16 protein-coding genes are annotated in these 18,898 nt (G+C 48.0%); 15 read left to right on the top strand and 1 reads right to left on the bottom strand.

The annotated features are described in order from the left end of the window. Positions 1-55 precede the first annotated feature (55 nt). From DXB18_RS03200 to DXB18_RS03180, 5 genes are read left to right on the top strand one after another with little or no spacing between them, the layout of a single operon-like run. Positions 56-2,110 carry a YgiQ family radical SAM protein gene (locus DXB18_RS03200; RefSeq protein WP_118705947.1) on the top strand — a complete coding sequence of 685 codons (2,055 nt, stop codon included), beginning with the start codon at positions 56-58 and terminating at the stop codon, positions 2,108-2,110. A gap of 42 nt (positions 2,111-2,152) precedes the next feature. Then, entirely contained in the window at positions 2,153-2,962 is an 810-nt protein-coding gene (locus DXB18_RS03195; RefSeq protein ID WP_118706084.1) for an SDR family NAD(P)-dependent oxidoreductase, read from the top strand. Positions 2,963-2,986: 24 nt separating this feature from the next. Continuing rightward, the gene (locus DXB18_RS03190; protein ID WP_118540508.1) at positions 2,987-3,556 is read left to right on the top strand and encodes an O-linked GlcNAc transferase-like protein; all 570 of its coding nucleotides are present in this window, start codon (positions 2,987-2,989) and stop codon (positions 3,554-3,556) included. Between the two features lie 39 nt (positions 3,557-3,595). Beyond that, positions 3,596-4,570 carry an RluA family pseudouridine synthase gene (locus DXB18_RS03185; protein ID WP_118540509.1) on the top strand — a complete coding sequence of 325 codons (975 nt, stop codon included), beginning with the start codon at positions 3,596-3,598 and terminating at the stop codon, positions 4,568-4,570. Further along, positions 4,571-5,119, top strand: a complete 549-nt coding sequence (locus tag DXB18_RS03180) for a Holliday junction resolvase RecU (RefSeq protein ID WP_118705945.1) — start codon at positions 4,571-4,573, stop codon at positions 5,117-5,119. 91 nt (positions 5,120-5,210) lie between these two features. On the opposite strand, the gene DXB18_RS03175 is transcribed toward DXB18_RS03180, so the two are convergent. After that, on the bottom strand, positions 5,211-6,662 hold the full coding sequence (locus DXB18_RS03175; RefSeq protein ID WP_118540511.1) for an amidophosphoribosyltransferase: 1,452 nt from the start codon (positions 6,660-6,662) through the stop codon (positions 5,211-5,213). Positions 6,663-7,032: 370 nt separating this feature from the next. Here DXB18_RS03175 and hisZ point away from each other — a divergent pair, with 370 nt between their 5' ends. From hisZ to DXB18_RS03125, 10 genes are all read left to right on the top strand, one after another. Further along, complete coding sequence (gene hisZ / locus DXB18_RS03170) at positions 7,033-8,313, top strand: ATP phosphoribosyltransferase regulatory subunit (RefSeq protein WP_182430447.1); 1,281 nt, start codon at positions 7,033-7,035, stop codon at positions 8,311-8,313. 15 nt (positions 8,314-8,328) lie between these two features. Continuing rightward, a complete protein-coding gene (gene hisG, locus DXB18_RS03165) occupies positions 8,329-8,973 on the top strand; it encodes an ATP phosphoribosyltransferase (protein WP_182430446.1) in 645 nt (214 codons plus the stop codon). 6 nt (positions 8,974-8,979) lie between these two features. Beyond that, the gene (hisD, locus tag DXB18_RS03160) at positions 8,980-10,269 is read left to right on the top strand and encodes a histidinol dehydrogenase (RefSeq protein ID WP_118540513.1); all 1,290 of its coding nucleotides are present in this window, start codon (positions 8,980-8,982) and stop codon (positions 10,267-10,269) included. 79 nt (positions 10,270-10,348) lie between these two features. Beyond that, positions 10,349-10,936, top strand: coding sequence for an imidazoleglycerol-phosphate dehydratase HisB (hisB, locus tag DXB18_RS03155; protein WP_118705943.1), 588 nt, complete (start codon positions 10,349-10,351; stop codon positions 10,934-10,936). Positions 10,937-10,998: 62 nt separating this feature from the next. Beyond that, positions 10,999-11,724, top strand: coding sequence for a 1-(5-phosphoribosyl)-5-[(5-phosphoribosylamino)methylideneamino]imidazole-4-carboxamide isomerase (gene hisA, locus DXB18_RS03150; protein ID WP_118705941.1), 726 nt, complete (start codon positions 10,999-11,001; stop codon positions 11,722-11,724). Positions 11,725-11,726: 2 nt separating this feature from the next. Continuing rightward, positions 11,727-12,992, top strand: coding sequence for a bifunctional phosphoribosyl-AMP cyclohydrolase/phosphoribosyl-ATP diphosphatase HisIE (hisIE, locus tag DXB18_RS03145; protein WP_118705939.1), 1,266 nt, complete (start codon positions 11,727-11,729; stop codon positions 12,990-12,992). Positions 12,993-13,188: 196 nt separating this feature from the next. Beyond that, positions 13,189-14,562: an MATE family efflux transporter gene (locus DXB18_RS03140; protein ID WP_118705937.1), complete on the top strand. Its 1,374-nt coding sequence runs from the start codon at positions 13,189-13,191 to the stop codon at positions 14,560-14,562. 92 nt (positions 14,563-14,654) lie between these two features. Further along, on the top strand, positions 14,655-15,812 hold the full coding sequence (locus DXB18_RS03135) for an aldo/keto reductase (protein ID WP_347560843.1): 1,158 nt from the start codon (positions 14,655-14,657) through the stop codon (positions 15,810-15,812). Positions 15,813-15,966: 154 nt separating this feature from the next. After that, positions 15,967-16,944, top strand: coding sequence for an EamA family transporter (locus tag DXB18_RS03130; protein WP_118705935.1), 978 nt, complete (start codon positions 15,967-15,969; stop codon positions 16,942-16,944). Between the two features lie 234 nt (positions 16,945-17,178). Further along, complete coding sequence (locus tag DXB18_RS03125) at positions 17,179-18,897, top strand: Na/Pi cotransporter family protein (protein ID WP_118705933.1); 1,719 nt, start codon at positions 17,179-17,181, stop codon at positions 18,895-18,897. Position 18,898: the final 1 nt, after the last annotated feature.

The raw sequence follows: 18,898 nt of genomic DNA, 5'->3' as shown, positions 1-18,898 counted from the left end.
TTCGGAATTTTATTTGTCCGGCGCGTAAAAAGCAACAAACAGGGAGATTCATTTTATGATACATGATTATTTGCCGATCTGCCGGGAAGATATGGACCGGCGCGGCTGGGAGCAGTGCGATTTTGTTTACGTTTCCGGAGATGCCTATGTGGACCATCCGTCTTTCGGACCGGCGATCATCAGCCGTCTTTTGGAGTCCCGTGGCTACAAAGTGGGAATCATCGCACAGCCAGACTGGAAAGATCCGGAAAGCATCCAGATTCTCGGAAAACCGCGTCTCGGATTTTTAGTATCTGCCGGGAACATGGATTCCATGGTAAACCATTATTCAGTTTCAAAAAAGCGCAGACAGCAGGATTCCTACACGCCGGGCGGTGTTATGGGAAAACGCCCGGATTATGCGACCATCGTATACTGCAATCTGATCCGCTCTGTCTATAAAGATTCAGCCATTGTCATTGGTGGTATTGAGGCAAGTCTGCGGCGTCTCGCCCATTACGATTACTGGTCAAACCGGCTGAAACGTTCCATTCTTCTGGACTCCCAGGCCGATCTGATTTCCTATGGTATGGGAGAACATTCCATTGTAGAGATCGCAGATGCCTTAAACAGCGGAATTGACATAAAGGACATTACCTTCATCGACGGAACGGTATTCAAGACAAGAAATCTGGATATTGTATATGATTATAAGATGCTTCCGGATTTCCAGGAACTCAAAGACGATAAAAAGGTCTATGCAAAGAGTTTCTATGTCCAATACAGCAATACAGACCCAATCCTTGGGAAACGCCTGGTAGAACCTTATTACGGCAAAGAATTTGTTGTGCAGAATCCGCCAGCCAAGCCACTGACCCAGGAAGAGATGGACGAAGTCTATGCACTTCCCTATATGCGTAATTACCATCCATGTTATGAGGCAGCAGGCGGTATTCCGGCCATCCGGGAAATCAAGTTCAGTCTGATCAGTAACCGTGGCTGCTTTGGTGCCTGCAGTTTCTGCGCACTGACGTTCCATCAGGGCCGCATCATCCAGGCCAGAAGCCATGAATCCCTGGTGGAGGAAGCAAAACTTCTGACCGAAGAACCGGATTTTAAAGGTTATATCCACGATGTTGGTGGTCCGACGGCCAATTTCCGTTTCCCGGCCTGTGAAAAGCAGCTGACAAAGGGGGCATGCCCGAATAAGCAGTGTCTTTTCCCGGAGCCATGCAAAAACATCCGGGCAGATCACAGCGACTATATTTCCCTGCTGCGCAAGCTTCGGGCAATTCCAAAAGTGAAAAAAGTATTCATCCGCTCCGGTATCCGGTTCGATTATCTGCTTGCAGACAAAAACCGGGCATTTTTGCGGGAACTCTGTGAATACCATGTCAGCGGCCAGTTAAAAGTTGCTCCGGAGCATGTAGCCGATGCGGTCTTAAAGCGCATGGGAAAACCGAAAAATTCGGTCTATATGCAGTTTGTAAAAGAATACAAAGAGATGAACAAAAAGATTGGGAAAGAGCAGTATCTGGTCCCATACCTGATGTCCTCCCACCCGGGCTCTTCCTTAAAAGAGGCCGTGGAACTGGCAGAATACCTGCGTGACCTGGGGTATATGCCGGAACAGGTGCAGGATTTCTATCCAACACCGTCCACGCTCTCGACCTGCATGTATTACACCGGACTCGATCCGCGTACCATGGAAGAAGTCTATGTGCCGCATAACCCGCATGAAAAAGCCATGCAGCGTGCCCTGATCCAGTACCGCAACCCGAAAAACTATGAGCTGGTAAAAGAAGCCCTGATCAAAGCCGGACGCACCGACCTGATCGGATTTGATAAAAAATGTCTGATCCGTCCACGGGAGATGGGCTGGGGAGCTGGTTCTTCTTTTGCTGGCGATTCAAAGAAGTCTGGAAACAGAAACAGCGGACGGGAGACGGTTGGTTTTGCCACTGGAACAGGGAAAGCAAAAACAGCAAAAACACCGGCAGGCAGCAGTGCAGCCCGTTTTTCGGGAAACAATGCAAGCCGGTCTGCAGGAAAACAGGTTTTTGATACACGAATGGAAAATCACAAACCGGGAAAGAAAAAAACGATCCGCAACGTTCATAAGAAAAAATAAGATTAGCAATCCAGAAAAGAATCAGGAGCGTGAAGCATGAAAATGACACGGAAAAAAATTGCTATTGTGACCGGAGCATCTTCCGGAATGGGACGGGAATGTGTGATCCAGCTGGCCGACCGCTTTTCCGGTCTGGAGGAAATCTGGGTCATCGCAAGGCGAAAAGAACGGCTTAAAGACTTACAAAAGGAAGTACCGGTACCTTTGAAAATCCTGGAATCAGATCTTCTGGATCCGGCTTCTTTGGCAGTCCTTGAACATGATCTGAGCTTAGAAAAACCGGACGTGAAAATTTTAGTAAACGGAGCCGGATTTGGAAAGATTGGAAAAACAGAGGAATTATCCCTGCAGGAAGAGCTTGGCATGGTCGATTTAAACTGTCGTGCGCTGACCGGTGTGACCCGTCTGGTTTTGCCATACATGACAAAAAACAGCCGTATTTTGCAGTTTGCTTCGGCAGCAGCATTCCTTCCGCAGCCTGGTTTTGCCATTTACGCAGCAACCAAATCGTTTGTCTTAAGCTATAGCCGCGCACTTTCCATGGAACTGAAATCGAAGCAGATTTATGTGACTGCAGTCTGTCCGGGACCTGTGAAAACAGAATTTTTCGATATTGCCGAAACGGTCGGTGAATCTGTCGCAGAGGATGGCTCAGTATGTGCGGTAAAACGAACCATTCCACTTTATAAGCGTCTGGTTATGGCCGATCCGAAAAAGGTAGTGAAGCAGGCAATCCGGGACAGCATGCTGGGACGGCAGGTATCCGTATATGGATTTCTTATGAAAGCATTCTGGATTTTGACAAAACTTTGTCCGCATAACGTGATCCTGTCAGCTTTGTTTCATGCTTAAACAGAATGAGAAAGAGGGACGTTTATGAAAAAATACAAAAAAGGGGAGTACGGCTACCGGGACCAGCATAAAAAGTCCCGGCTCCTTTTGACGGGCATTTTTGTCGCTGCAATCATTGCCCAGCTCATCGCAAGACAGCTGACCGGCGATCAGGCTGCCAAAAACATTCTGACGGTCATGGCTATTTTAACCGTACTTCCAATGGCAAATCTGGCATCGCCACTTCTTGCCTCCTGGAAATATGGTACAGGAGACCGCGCATTTTATGAAAAAGCAAAAAGTTACGAAGAGAAATGTACGATGCTGTATGACCTGATCGTAACAACAAAAGAACAGATTCTTCCGCTGGACGCTGTAGCAGTGCATCCGAACGGTGTATTTGCCTTCTGCAGCAATGACAAGGCTGATCTGACCAAGGCTGAAAAAGCACTCAACGGATTATTCCAGACCAATAAACTGGATCCAAATGTAAAACTGATCCGCGACCCGCATGCATTTTGGCGCAGGCTGGACAGCTTAAAGCCAGCTTCCGAATATGAAGATGATGGTGTTGTGGATTATGCAGCTGCACTGATGAAAAATCTGTCCATGTAGACGTAAGATACTGCAAGATACGAAAAGGAGTTCCTGACTATGAGATCCATTACCGTAAATAAAAACGAAGCCGGGCAGCGCCTGGACAAACTGCTTGCCAAATACTTAAATCTGGCCGGGAAAGGGTTCCTGTACAAAATGATGCGGAAAAAGAACATCGTATTAAATGGCAAGAAATGCGATGGTTCCGAAAAACTTTCCGAGGGTGATGAGATCAAACTGTTCCTGGCTGATGAAACCATTGAAAAATTTTCTGAGGTCAAGGTTCAAAAGGTGAAGAAAACGAAGCTGCACATCATTTACGAGGATGAGCATATCCTTCTGATCAACAAGCCGTCTGGCATGCTTTCCCAGAAAGCAAAGGAACAGGATGAATCCCTGGTGGAATACCTGATCGATTATCTTCTTGATTCCGGAAAGATCACAAAGGAAAACTTACGCAGCTTCCGTCCTTCGGTCTGCAACCGGCTGGACCGCAATACCAGTGGTCTGGTTGCAGCCGGATGTTCCCTTGCTGGTCTGCAGAAGCTATCCGCTATGTTTAAGGATCGTTCCCTTCACAAATATTATCTCTGTGTTGTTTCCGGTGCAGTCCGGGAAAAGAAGAAAATTGATGGATTTTTAAAGAAAGATGAGAAGACCAACCAGGTCACAATTAGTCAGAAAGAACTTCCTGACAGTGCGCCAATCTGCACGGAATACGAACCATTGATGCAGAGCGGTGCATACACGCTTTTAAAAGTAACCCTGATCACAGGACGAACACACCAGATCCGCGCGCACCTGGCTTCCATCGGTCATCCGATCGTAGGAGATACCAAATACGGAACACCACGGGTAAATGAAGAGGCAAAACGAAAGTATCATATCCACTCCCAGATGCTGCATTCCTGGAAACTGGTATTTCCGCAGATGGACACACCGCTGGACTACTTAAGCGGAAAGAGTTTTACCGCACCTGTTCCAGGAGAATTTCAAAAAGTTCTTGGTTCCCTCCCGGAAGAGGTGCGTTAGATGGGCACCTGGAAAAGCCGTGGTCTGCGCGGCTCCACACTGGAGGACATGATCAATCACAGCAATGAGGTTTATCGCGAGAAAAAGCTGGCCCTGATCCAGAAAATCCCAACCCCGATCACCCCGATCAGCATCGACAAGTCCAGCCGCCATATTACGCTGGCCTACTTCGACCAGAAAAGTACGGTCGACTATATCGGAGTCGTGCAGGGAATTCCGGTCTGCTTCGACGCAAAGGAATGTGCCGTCAAAACCTTTCCGCTTCAAAACGTTCATGAGCACCAGATCCGCTTCATGAAGGAATTTGAGCAGCAGGGCGGGATTGCCTTTATCATCCTGCACTTTACAGCGTTAGACGAACTATACTACATCCCGTTCCGTGATCTGGAGCAGTTCTGGAAACGCATGGAAGAGGGCGGCCGCAAAAGCTTTACGTACGATGAAATCGACAAAAGCTATCAGATTCACGCAAGCCGCGATATTCTGGTACACTATCTCGAAACCATCCAGAAGGATCTGGATGAGCGCGATAACAATTTAGCACAGTAAATATCAAAGGTGCGAAAGCTTCCACAGCTGCCATGCATGGCGGCTGCGGGAGCTTTCGCACCTCGTTTGTTATCATGCGATATTGTTATATTTACTCCTGCCCATCCCAGCAGTACGTGCACAAACATTCTTTCGGAAGTCCGATGGATTTGACGAGATCGTCCAGGCGGTGGAATTTCAGAGTCGTGAAGTTTAAGCGCTTACGGATCTCCTCCACCATTTCCTGATAGTTTTTGCTGTCCGGATTTGCGTAATCAGCTAATACTTCTGCAGATACGTCATCACCTTCGCGGTCACGGATGATGCGGCGGGTGATCAGGTCTAACTCGGAATTGGAGCGGGAGAAGTTTAAGTATTTGCATCCGTAAAGGAGCGGCGGGCAGGCTGGGCGGATATGTACTTCTTTTGCACCGCTCTCATAAAGAAATTCGGTTGTTTCACCTAACTGTGTACCGCGGACAATGGAATCGTCGATCAGAAGCAGGCTCTGGTCTTTGATCAGGGCACCAACCGGGATCAGCTTCATTTTTGCGATCAGGTTGCGCTGGCTCTGGTTCTGCGGCATAAAGGAGCGCGGCCAGGTAGGAGTGTATTTGATAAACGGTCTCGCAAACGGGATACCGGATTCGTTGGCATAACCGATCGCATGGGCGATTCCGGAGTCCGGAACACCTGCGACGATATCCGGGTGGATAGTTTCTTTTTTGTGCCCCGGACAGTTTTCACAGCTGCCACAGCCTAAATCCCGGTCGGCCAAGATCTGCCCGCAGCGATAGCGCATTTCTTCCACATTGATTCCTTCGTAACTGGAGGTTGGGTAGCCATAATATACCCATAAGAAGGAACAAATCTTCATTTCCTTTCTTGGCGCAGAAAGCTGCTCAACTCCGTCTGCAGTTACCCGCACAATCTCACCAGGTCCCAGTTCATAGCAGTCATGATATCCCAGATTGATATAGGCAAAGCTTTCAAAGGAAACACAGCAGGCATCCTCTTTTTGGCCTACGGTCAGCGGGGTACGGCCATAGCGGTCGCGGGAAGCATAAATTCCTTCTGGCGTAAGGAGCAAGATCGTCATGGAACCCTGGATCATATCCTGGGCGTAGAGCAGGCCATCAACCAGGCTTTGTTTCTGGTTGATGATCGCAGCCGTCAGTTCGGTGGCATTGATCCGGCCGCCGCTCATTTCCATAAAATGGATATGTCCGTTCTGGAAAGCGTGTTGGATCAGTTCTTCCTCATTATTGATTTTGCCGACCGTTACGATCGCATAGCTTCCTAAATGAGAGTGGATCAGCAATGGCTGCGGTTCATTGTCCGAAATCGAGCCGATTCCGGCATTTCCTTTCAGTTCTTCTACATCCCGCTCAAATTTCGTGCGGAACGGGGAATTTTCTATATTATGAATACTTCTCTGAAAACCGGATTCTCCGTATACAGCCATGCCGCCGCGACGGGTACCCAGGTGAGAATGATAGTCTGTACCAAAAAACAGATCCATCACACAGTCATGCTTGGAAACAACTCCGAAAAAGCCTCCCATAGTCTCAAACTCCTTCCAAATTTTGCGTTACCTGGCACGCATACGTGAACAGTAACGTTTTTCTTGTAATGATGCAGATCCGCAACTGTTCATTTTTTACAGCTGCATAATTTTTCTATGTGAACACGAAGTTAGTGTATCATATATCTATATGCTTATACAACAGCTATTATATATAAAATATACTAATAAATAATAAACGAGGAATACTAGCCATAACCGGAGTCTATTTGACGTGTTTTGGGAAACGTCGTAAAATGTATGAAAACAGTGGAAAGATATTGATTGACAATTCAGATACTTTCTCCTATAATTGGAATCACGTTAACGAATTAGCGCTTTACCATAGCAAAGTATTGGAGGCGGGATTATGAACATGAATAACCAGTTACTGCATACCCCCGAGGGTGTGCGTGATATTTACGCAGAGGAATGTGCCAGAAAGCTTGCCGTGGAGCAGAAGATCCAGCATGTATTCGGGCTTTACGGATATCAGAGCATTGAGACACCGGTGTTTGAGTTCTTCGATATTTTCAAAAAGGAGCGCGGAAGCGTAGGCAGCCAGGGAATGTACAAGTTCTTTGACCGCGACAACAACACTCTGGTACTTCGTCCGGATATGACACCGCCCATTGCACGCTGCGTGGCAAAGTATTATATGGATGAGACAAAACCGCTTCGCTTATGTTACCTTGGGCCTACCTTTATCAATGGGACCAGCTATCAGGGTCGCTTAAAAGAATCCACCCAGACGGGAGCCGAGCTGATCGGAGATGATACCTCCGATGCCGATGCAGAGATGATCGCCATGGTCATTGACGCCTTAAAGGAAACTGGTTTAAAGGAATTTCAGGTGGAACTGGGGCAGGTGGAATTTTACCGCGGACTGGTCGAGGAATCCGGAATGGATGAGGAGACCCAGGAGAAACTCCGGATCCTGATCGAGAATAAAAATTACTTCGGTGTGGAGGAGCTCTTATCGGAGCAGACCATGAGCGAAGACTTAAAGAAACTCTTTCTTAAGCTTCCGGAGCTCTTCGGAGATATTGATCAGATCCGGATCGCGAAAGCGATGACAACAAATAAACGGGCACTTAATGCGATCAAACGTCTGGAAGAGGTACAGGAAATCTTAGACAGCTATGGTCTTGGCGATTATGTTTCCTATGATCTTGGCATGCTGAGCAAATATTCCTACTATACCGGCATTATCTTTAAGGCATATACCTACGGAACCGGTGAGTACATCGTTGCCGGAGGCCGGTATGACAAGCTGTTAGAGCAGTTTGGAAAAAAGGCTGCCGCAGTCGGATTTGCCATTATGGCTGACCAGCTTCTTCTGGCTCTTTCCCGCCAGAAGATCCGCATCGATGTAAAAATGAACGATACCATCATTTTGTACGACCCGGCAGCGAGAGATAAGGCAATCCGCCTTGCCTGCCAGTTCCGCAATGCCGGCATTCCGGCGCAGCTGACACCGCGTGCCGAATCAGAAAGCATGGATGCTTATCTGGATTACGCAAGGCGGTTCCAGATGCACCGGCTCATCAGCCTTTTGGATGACGGAAGCACCGCATCCGTCTATGATACCGAAACCGGTGTATCGGTAAATCAGACTTACACGGAAACCGTCCGGGATTACATTCACTAAAGGAGACTGGCAATTATGAGATATCTTACCTTTGCGCTGGCGAAAGGAAGGCTGGCTAATAAATCCCTCGATCTTTTCGAAAAGATCGGCATCACCTGTGAAGAAATGAAAGACAAAGATACGAGAAAGCTGATCTTTACCAACGAAGAACTTGGCTACCGGTTCTTCCTCGCAAAAGCAAACGATGTTCCAACCTATGTGGAATACGGAGCAGCCGATATCGGTATCGTTGGAAAGGATACGATTCTGGAAGAAGGCAGAAAGCTTTACGAGGTTCTGGACCTGAAGCTTGGCAAATGCCGCATGTGCGTGTGCGGGCCGGAATCAGCCAAAGAGCTTTTGCAGCATCACGAGCTGATCCGCGTTGCCACCAAATACCCGGCGATTGCGAAAGATTACTTCTATAATAAAAAGCATCAGACTGTGGAGATTATCAAACTGAACGGCTCCATTGAGCTGGCTCCAATCGTTGGACTTTCCGAAGTGATCGTCGATATTGTAGAAACCGGTTCTACCTTAAGAGAAAACGGTCTGACGGTCCTCGAAGAAGTTTGTCCGCTTTCTGCACGCATGGTGGTAAACCAGGTCAGCATGAAGCGGGAGCACGAGCGCATCACCAAAATCATACAGCAGTTAAAGAATCTGATCCAGGAGGCATAACCAATCATGAGAATTGTAAAATTAGATGAACAAAGCAGGGCTAACATCCTTGCAGATTTATTAAAGCGTGACCCGAACAATTACAGTGCTTACGAGGGCACCGTCCAGGAGATCGTGGACGATGTACGCGCCAGAGGCGATGAAGCCCTGTTCGAGTATACAAAAAAATTTGACGGCGCAGAGCTCTCTGCAGACAACATCCGTGTGACCCAGGCAGAAATCCAGGAGGCACTTTCCCAGGTAGACCCGAATCTTCTGGCTGTCATGAAAAAATCCATGAAAAACATCCGCGAATACCACGAAAAACAGAAGCGTTACAGCTGGTTCGACAGTAAACCGAACGGAACCATTCTCGGACAGAAGGTAAGTGCACTTTCCAGCGTCGGTGTCTATGTCCCGGGCGGCAAGGCAGCGTATCCGTCTTCCGTACTGATGAACATTATCCCGGCTGAGGTTGCCGGCGTCGAGAAGATCGTGATGGTAACACCACCTGGTAAAGACGGCAAGGTGAATCCGGTTACGCTGATCGCTGCACATCTGGCAGGCGCTACCGAAGTCTACAAAGTCGGCGGTGCCCAGGCGATCGCAGCACTGGCATTCGGAACCAAATCCATTCCGCGTGTTAATAAGATTGTCGGACCGGGCAACATTTTCGTGGCATTGGCAAAGAAGGCGGTCTATGGCCATGTAAGCATCGACAGCATCGCCGGACCGAGTGAGATTCTGGTCCTTGCAGATGAAACCGCAAATCCGCGCTACGTCGCAGCGGACCTGTTATCCCAGGCAGAGCACGACGAGCTGGCATCTGCAATCCTGGTTACCACCAGCATGGAACTGGCGGAAAAAGTTTCTGCTGAGGCAGAGGCATTCGTTCAGAAACTCTCCAGAAAAGCGATTCTGGAAAAATCCCTGGAGAACTATGGTTATATCCTGGTAGCAGATTCCATGGAAGACGCGATCGAAACTGCAAATGCCATTGCATCCGAGCATCTGGAAATCGTGACAAAGAACCCGTTTGAAGTCATGACCAAGATCCAGAATGCCGGCGCGATCTTTATGGGCGAGTACAGTTCCGAGCCGCTGGGCGATTATTTTGCAGGTCCGAACCATGTCCTTCCGACCAATGGAACCGCAAAATTCTTCTCCCCGCTGAGTGTAGACGATTTCATTAAAAAATCCAGCATCATCTACTATTCCAAAGAAGCACTGGAGCCGGTTCATAAGGATATTGAAACCTTTGCAGAGGCAGAGCATCTGACTGCACATGCAAATTCCATCCGCGTACGCTTCGAGTAAAAAACAAGAAAATGATTGTCTTTTGGAAAGCAGCAAACCCAAGAGGCGGTCATTCAAATAAGAACAGGAGGTAGTGCTCATGGCACGCTGTGCGACCATAGAACGCAACACAAAAGAGACGAAAATCCGTCTGACCCTGGACCTGGACGGAACCGGAAAAGCGGATATTCACACAGGCATTGGCTTTTTTGACCACATGTTAAACGGATTTGCAAGACATGGTCTGTTTGACCTGACCCTGCATGTAGACGGGGATCTGGAGGTCGATACCCATCATACGATCGAGGATACCGGTATTGTGCTGGGACATGCGATCAAAGAAGCCGTAGGAGATAAAAAAGGCATTGTCCGTTACGGAACCATGATCCTGCCCATGGATGAGGCACTGCTTCTTTGCTCCCTGGATCTTTGCGGAAGACCATATCTGGTTTATGACCTGAAGCTGGATCGGGAAAAAGTCGGGGATCTGGAAACGGAGATGATCCGGGAATTTTTCTATGCGGTGTCTTACGGTGCACAGATGAACCTGCACGTAAAGCAGCTCGAAGGAATCAATAACCACCATATTATTGAAGGTGCATTTAAGGCATTTGCAAAAGCACTCGACAACGCAACCCGCTACGACGCACGGATCACCGATGTTTTGTCGACAAAGGGTGTGCTGTAAGTGGTTGGGGTTCACGTTTGTGTGCCTGGCAACAGAAAACGTATAAAAAGGAGAGATTTCCCATGCAGTTATATCCGGCAATTGACATGAAGGGCGGCAAATGCGTCCGTCTGACACAGGGATTATTTGATAATGTAAAGGTTTATTCCGACACACCGGCTGATATGGCAAAATTGTGGGTCAGCCAGGGTGCATCTTTTCTCCACATTGTGGATCTGGACGGTGCACTGGCAGGACGTTCCGTAAATGAGGATGCGATCCGTGCAATCGTATCCAGTGTGGATGTTCCGATTCAGCTGGGCGGAGGCATCCGCAGCGTGGAAGCAGTGAAAAATATGCTGGAACTCGGCATTACCCGCTGCATCATTGGAACGCGTGCCGTGGAGCGGCCGGAGTTTATGAAAGAACTGGTTGAAACCTTTGGTGCTGACCGGATCGTAGCCGGTGTCGATGCCAAAAACGGCATGGTGGCAGTGGAAGGCTGGGAAAAGGTAAGCAGTCTTTCCGCTTTGGATCTTTGTCTGCAGATGAAAGAATTCGGGGTAAAGCATATTGTTTATACCGATATTTCCAAAGATGGAACCTTAACCGGGCCGAATGTCGAGTACACAAAGCTTCTGACTAAGCAGACCGGACTGGATGTGATCGCCTCCGGCGGAGTTTCCTGTATGGACGATCTGGTCCGCTTAAATGACAGCCAGATTAAGGGTGCCATCATTGGAAAAGCATTGTATGAGAAAAAGATCAGCCTGCCGGATGCGGTAGCGCGGTTTGAACAGGGAGAATAACTATGGCAGAATTTAAACGGTTACTTGCGCAGCTTTGCTGCGATGGAAAACAGGAAGCGGAAGTGCTTTCTTTTGCCTCTGCTGCCGGGAATGACGGCGCAGACGGTCTGGTATTTGTCGATGGTTCCAAAAACGATGAGGAACACGATTACAACATTGGCCTGATCCGGAAAATGGCAAGGGCAATCGACATTCCGATCTATGCAGGCGGACGCGTAAAACGCCTGGAGGATGTGAAGAAATACCTCTACGCAGGCGCGAAGGGCGTATTTTTAGATGCATCTGCGGAAGAAAATGTGGATCTGATCAAAGAAGCGGCAGACCGTTTCGGCAGTGAAAAAATCTTTATCCGCTTAAACCAGAAAGACCAGACAAAACGGATCCCGGAGTACGCGCAGCTTGGCGCATCCATGGCACTGCTGGAGGATGCCGTTCTTCCGGAAGCTGTGGAAGTGATCCATACGATGGACGAGCAGATGCACTACTATGTAGTCAGCACAGCGGATGAAACCGCAAAACTGGCAGAAGAGCTGAAAGCAGACGCAGCTGCCGGTATCGTTCTCGCCAGCCTGGCTCCGGAAAATGGAAATTATATGGAGAAGAAGCAGGAACTTGGCAGCCTTGGAATTACGGTAGACATTCTGCGCAGCAGTGTTTCCTGGGAAGATTTTAAGACCAATTCCGACGGCCTGGTTCCGGTCATCGTCCAGGATTTCAAGACTTCCGAAGTGCTGATGCTTGCTTATATGAATGAACAGGCCTTCGCAGATACACTCCGCACCGGCAAGATGCATTACTACAGCCGGAGCCGGAAGAGCCAGTGGTTAAAGGGCGAGACCTCCGGACATTTCCAGTATGTAAAGTCCCTGCACTTAGACTGTGACAACGATACGATTCTGGCGAAAGTTCATCAAATCGGTGCAGCCTGCCATACCGGTTCCCGCAGCTGTTTCTTCCAGACACTTGCTGAGAAAGAGACCAAAGAAACCAATCCATTGAAAGTATTTGAGGATGTCTTCTCTGTCATTCAGGACCGTAAGATCCATCCAAAGGAAGGCTCTTACACCAACTATCTGTTTGACAAAGGCATCGACAAGATTTTAAAGAAAGTCGGAGAAGAAGCGACCGAGATCGTCATTGCAGCCAAGAACCCGGACCCGGAAGAAATCAAATACGAGATTTCTGATTTCCTGTATCATGTCATGGTTCTCATGGCAGAGCGCGGTGTGACCTGGGAGGATATCACAGAAGAACTTGCAAACCGTTAGATTTGCTTATAAAATCACAGAGTGTTGGCATAAAAATTGCAGCAATGCAGTTACGGTATGCCAGCACTCTTTTTCTGCGTGACAAAAAGCCCTTGATTCGTCAAAAAAATAACTTATGAATATGTCAGAAGAGACATAGCCGACTGCAGAAAAACATGGTATACTTTTACATTATAAAAACAGGAGAGTTATGATCATGCAGCAGACAAAAGAATCACATGACCAATACTACGAAATGGCCAATGCGCCGGTCGGACGTGTCATCTCAAAGCTGGCTGTCCCAACCATCATCAGTATGCTGGTCACCTCGATTTATAACATGGCTGACACTTTTTTTGTAAGCCAGCTTGGGACCAGCGCTTCTGGCGCGGTCGGAATCATCTTTTCAGCCATGTCGATCATTCAGGCATTATCGTTTATGATCGGAATCGGATCCGGAAATTACATTGCCCGGCTGATCGGGGCAGGAAACCGGGAGCTGGCCGAGAAGCTTGCTTCCATCGCTTTTTTTACCGGCTTTTTTATGGGACTGGTTATCACGGTCCTCGGAACTGCCAACATCCATGCGCTGGTTATGATGCTTGGATCTACCGTAACCATTGCGCCTTATGCCGAAGCCTACGCATCCTATATTCTGATTGCAGCACCGTTTATGATGACTTCATTTATCATGAATAACATTCTACGGTTTCAGGGAAAAGCCTTATTTGCCATGGTCGGCATCACAACCGGAGGTATTCTAAACATTGTCCTTGACCCGGTATTTATTTTCGGTATGGGTATGGGGACCGCAGGCGCTGCGCTTGCAACAGGCATTTCCCAGTTTGTCAGCTTTTGCATTCTGCTTGTGATGTGCAATTTCCGAAAGGACTGCATTTCCATCGATATCCGTAAGTTCCGTCCAACTGTAAAGCTTTACGGACAGATTTTGTATGGAGGTGTGGCATCACTTGGGCGTCAGGGAATTGCCAGTGTGGCAACCATCCTGATGAATGTCATGGCACAGCCATATGGGGATGCAGCCATTGCGGCTATGTCCATCGTGAACCGCTTTATGATGTTTGTTGGCTCGGCCATGATTGGTTTCGGTCAGGGCTTTCAGCCTGTCTGCAGCTACTGTTTTGGTGCCGGGTTATATAAGCGTGTGAAAGAAGCCTGTATTTTCTGCATCAAAGTCAGCACTGCTGTGCTTTTTGTATTTGCGCTGGCTGGCCTTGTCTTTTCTGGAAATATTATTCCGGTATTCCGGAAAGACGATCTGGATGTTATCCGGATCGGAACACTGGCACTCCGTATGCAGCTTTGCACCTTGCCGCTTATGGGAGTCACCGTTATGGGCAATATGACACCGCAATCCATGGGCTACGGAACCTGGGCAACCGTGGTTTCCACCGCCAGACAGGGATGGTTTCTGATACCGGTCCTTCTGTTTCTGACTCCGGCAGTCGGCATTCTTGGAATCCAGATCGCGCAGCCTCTGGCAGATGCAGGAACCTTCATTCTGGCCGCATGGGTACTTCACAAAATCTTTAAGGAACTGGAGCAGAAAGAAGAGGGCGCATTACCGTAAAGAATGGATTCCAAAACGGAACATTCTATTTTCAGAAATGTATGCGTGAAACAGAATAAAGCGGCTGATATATTACAAAAGGAGTTTGAGAAATGGAAAAAACAATGAAAACACGCAGATTAGGAAAAACCAATCTTCAGGTCAGTGAGATAGGTTTTGGCGGCGAGTGGCTGGAGCGCCATCCGGAAGAAGAGGGCATTGAGCTGATCCGCTATGCTTCTTCCAAAGGAATCAATATTCTGGACTGCTGGATGGCAGATCCAAAATCCCGCGATGTCATCGGCAAGGGAATCAAAGAGAACCGCGCATCCTGGTATATCCAGGGACATATCGGTTCTACCTGGAAGGACGGGCAGTATTTCCGCACCCGCGATATGGCTTATGTGCGTCCGGCTTTTGAGGACCTCTTAAAGCGTCTGCAGACAGACTATATCGACCTTGGCATGATCCACTATGTAGATTCCGAAGAAGAGTGGGAAAGCATCCAGCATTCCGATTATCTGGATTATATCATGGAGCTGAAAAAGAATGGCGTGATCCATCACATCGGTATGAGTTCCCACAATCCGAAGGTCGCCGCGAAAGCGGCAGAATCCGGCTATGTGGAGATGATCCTCTTTAGCATCAACCCGGCATTCGATATGCTTCCGGCCAGCGAGCAGATCGAGACCATGTTCGCAGATGAGTTTGATGCAGACTTAAAGGGGATTGATGCGGACCGTGCACGCCTGTACAAGCTGTGTGAGCAACATGATGTTGGAATTACTGTAATGAAAGGGTTTGCAGGCGGACGTCTTTTTGATGCCAAACGTTCCCCGTTCGGCGTTACTCTGACACCGGTTCAGTGTATCCACTATGCACTTACCAGACCGGCAGTCGGTGCGATTATGTGTGGATATGACACAAAAGAGCAGATCGATGAGGCAGTCGCTTATGAGACAGCCTCAGAAGAAGAAAAGGATTATGCATCCGTGATCGCCAATGCGCCACTTCATTCTTACCGCGGAGAATGCACCTACTGCGGTCACTGCAAACCGTGCGTGGTCAATCTGGACATTGCCATGATCAACAAATTCTATGATCTTGCAACCATGCAGCCGGCCGTACCGGCAACGGTACGGTCCCACTATGAGCTTTTGGAACATCGGGCATCGGAGTGTATTGGCTGTCATGCCTGCGAATCCCGCTGTCCGTTCGGGGTTGCGATCGCAGAGCGGATGGAAAAGACCGCGAAGTTATTTGGATGTTAGGCGTTTTCATAAGAATTTTTGCATAACAGGAGTCCTTGGCAAACGAAAGATTTCGTTTTATAATGGTCAGGTCTGTTTTTATGTTGCTGTTTACGCATTGCGCAAACAGCAACATTTTTGCAGATAGAATGAAAAAAGGAATGGTACAGAAACAATGTGGTTTTGGTTAGCTGTTACGGCACTCTTATTCTGGAGCGGTTCTGATCTGTTTTCCAAGATCGGCTGCCGCGGAAACGACAAATATGCCCATTTGAAGATGGTCATTGCAGTCGGCATTGTCATGGGTGTCCATGCAATGTATGAAATTTTTGTGGGAGGAACGATTGTCACCTGGCATGTGATCCTTACTTACCTGCCGGTATCTCTGCTTTACATTTTCTCCATGACACTGGGCTATATCGGCCTGCGTTACATTGAACTTTCGATTTCTTCCCCAATCTGCAATTCCTCCGGTGCACTGGTAGCAGTTCTCTGTTTTCTGACCGGCACACTGGACGAGAGCATTGAGGGAACCATGCGTCTGGCCGTGATCGGTGCCGTAGCACTGGTATGTATCGGTGTGATTGGCCTTGGCATCGTAGAATCCAGGGAAGACGATGACCTGCGCCGCGCACGTCAGGAAGCATCCAACTACAAATATGCGAAGTCCTGGCTGGCTTTATTCCTTCCGGTGGCTTACTGTCTTCTAGATGCAGCCGGCACCTTTGCAGATACCTTTGTGCTGGATCTTCTGGCTGGGGAAGCAGAGGCAGCCGGACTGTTTGCAACCGCAGAAGAGTGCGCTTCCTATGCGGCATCTTCCGCAAACTGTGCTTACGAACTGACCTTCCTCTTTGCTGCAGTCTGCTGCGTGATCTACGTAGCGCTGATCAAAAAAGAACGATTTACCGTGAAACAGGAAGGACCGAAATACATTGGAGCACTCTGTGAGACGGCTGGTCAGTTTGCTTATATCTTCGCATTATCGGATACCGCACATGCAGCAATCTCCGCACCGATCATTTCCGCATACTGTGTCGCTTCCGTTGTATGGAGCCGCATCTTCTTAAAAGAGAAGCTGTCCTGGAAGCATTATGCGATGATCCTGCTGGTTGTGATCGGTATCGTAATGCTTGGGGTATTTGACATTTAACAATTCATAGAAATATTTTATCTGGTGGTCAGAATATTCTGGCCGCCTTTTTTTACACAAATTTTATGGAAATAAAGCAAAAAACTTAAAATACAGTCGTACTTTGCTGATCGTATTTTACATGGATTTAACATTGCCTTTACGTGGGTATGGTAGATGCAAATGCCCTCAGCATTTATGATAATTAGGATAAATATTGAATGATGTAAGAACGATTACAAAGGAGAAGGTACGATGAATGAAAATGTAAAGATCTTTTTTGGTCTCATTGGCGGTTTGGCGCTGTTTTTATATGGCATGAACAGCATGAGTGACGCGCTTCAGAAAGCAGCGGGAGAGGGCATGAAAAAGATTCTCAGCTTTCTGACGAAAAATGCAGTCATGGGCGCGCTGGCAGGAGCCTTAGTCACTGCCGTATTGCAGAGCAGTTCCGCGACCACCGTTATGGTCATCGGATTTGTCAGCGCTGGCCTTATGAGTCTGCCGCAGGCGATTTCCGTTGTTTTCGGTGCTAACATCGGTACGACCATGACCGCACAGCTGATGGCATTTAAGATCAGCAACTATATCTATCCGATCATCTTTCTTGGATTTATGCTGAATTTTGCCAGCAAAAAAGAAAAGATCAAAAACATCGGTATGGTAATCTTCTCCTTTGGACTTCTTTTTGAAGGAATTGAAATTATGGGCGGCGTTATGAAACCGCTTGCAAGCAGCCCGTTTTTTGTAGACATGATGGGACGTGTTTCCCATATTCCGGTACTCGGGGTACTTCTTGGTGCCGGTATGACCCTTGTGGTACAGAGTAGTTCCGCAACGATTGCAGTACTTCAGAACTTCGCTTCCCAGGCGGGCCCGGATGGGGTAACCAGTGTGATCGGTCTGACCGGCGCAATCCCGATCCTGTTAGGTGACAATATCGGTACCACGATCACAGCACTGTTAGCTTCTATCGGCCAGTCAAAAAATGCAAAAAGGACGGCACTGGCACACAGCGTTTTCAATATTACGGGAAGCATTGTATTTCTGTTTTTGATTCCGGTTCTCGCTGGCTTTGTGCGTTTCATTTCCCCGAAGGGACCGGAGCTGGAAGTCATCTCCAGACAGATTGCAAACGCCCACACAACCTTTAACGTTGTCTGCACACTGATCTGGCTTCCATTGATCCCGGTCATGGTAAAAATTGTTACCTTTCTTGTTCGCGGACAGGATCAGCAGGAACGTCAGACTTACGAGCCGAAATTCCTTGAAAACCGTGTCCTGACTCAGCCGACCGCAGCTCTTTACCTTGTCTCAGAAGAGATTCAGAGAGTGGCCAGTTTTACTACACAGATGTTAGACAACATGAAGCTTTCTTTCGTTGGAGACGAACCGCAAGCTGCTTACCAGAACTTTAAGGATATGAACCTCGCGGTAAAGAAGCTTCAGGAGCAGATCGGAAGCTATATTGTTAAGATGTTTTCCAGAGGTGCCCTGACGGAACAGCAGTCCGAACAGGCAGCAGGACTTCTCTATATCAACAATAATATCGAGCGAATTGCAGACCGTTGTGAGGAAATCAGTGCTGTTGCAGAATTTTCACAGGAACATGGCGGAATCTTCTCGGAAGACGCAAAGCATGAGCTGGAGACTGGCATCGGGACACTGGAAAATCTCTTTTCCACCGCAATGCAGGCACTCGAAAACGGCGATAAGGATATTGTTGCCAAAGTAGCAAAAGACAAAAATAAGATCCGGAAGCTGCAGAAGCAGAACAATAAAGCGCATTTATCCCGTGTGAAGAAGAATACCTGCTCCTCTGATATGACAAAGCAGTATTCCAATCTGCTTTATAACATCGACCGTATCGCAGACAACTGCGTGAGCATTTCTGAAGAGGCGATGGATAACATTTCGTTCCAGAAATTGTACCAGAATAATGCAAATCAGGAAATGGCAGGAGGAAATGCTTAGC

Origin of the sequence: Clostridium sp. OM02-18AC (assembly GCF_003481825.1) — a bacterium.
GTDB lineage: Bacteria > Bacillota > Clostridia > Lachnospirales > Lachnospiraceae > Brotaphodocola.
Note: the sequence above shows the minus strand (reverse complement) of the source record. Positions and strands in the feature narration are given on the sequence as shown.